Annotated in this window: 1 protein-coding gene; it reads left to right on the top strand. The window is 44.1% G+C overall.

What is annotated here, in order from left to right; genetic code table 11:
* Positions 1 to 17: 17 nt before the first annotated feature.
* Positions 18 to 392: RNA-guided endonuclease InsQ/TnpB family protein (locus NE638_RS17910; protein ID WP_256137237.1), on the top strand; the 375-nt coding region annotated here is incomplete at its 3' end.

The following is a 392-nucleotide window of genomic DNA, read 5'->3' as shown; positions in this document are numbered from 1 at the left end:
AACTTGGATTTGTTAAAATACGGCAGTCGATGGAAGTGGAAAAGATTAATCACGTGATCATTGAGCACACACCGGCTGGAAAATATTTTGCGGTTTTAAATGTTGATTTTGAACCGGAACCACGCTCAAATGCTGGCGGAACGATAGGGATTGATGTCGGAATCAAAGCGTTCTACTCCGACAGTAATGGAAATACGGTATCAAATCCCAGATATCTGGAACGCTCAATGCGAAAACTCATAAGAGAACAGCGCAGGCTTTCCCGAAAACAAAAAGATTCCCATAACCGCGAGAAGCAGCGGATCAGGGTGGCAAGAGTGTATGAGAAAGTAACCAATCAGCGGAATGATTTCCTGCAGAAACAGTCAACGATGCTGGTGCGTGAAAACCAA

Source organism: Blautia sp. MSK.18.38 (assembly GCF_024460535.1).
Taxonomy (GTDB): Bacteria; Bacillota; Clostridia; order Lachnospirales; family Lachnospiraceae; genus Blautia_A; species Blautia_A fusiformis.
The sequence above is the reverse complement of the archived record's forward strand: the minus strand, read 5'-3'. Positions and strand labels throughout refer to the sequence as shown.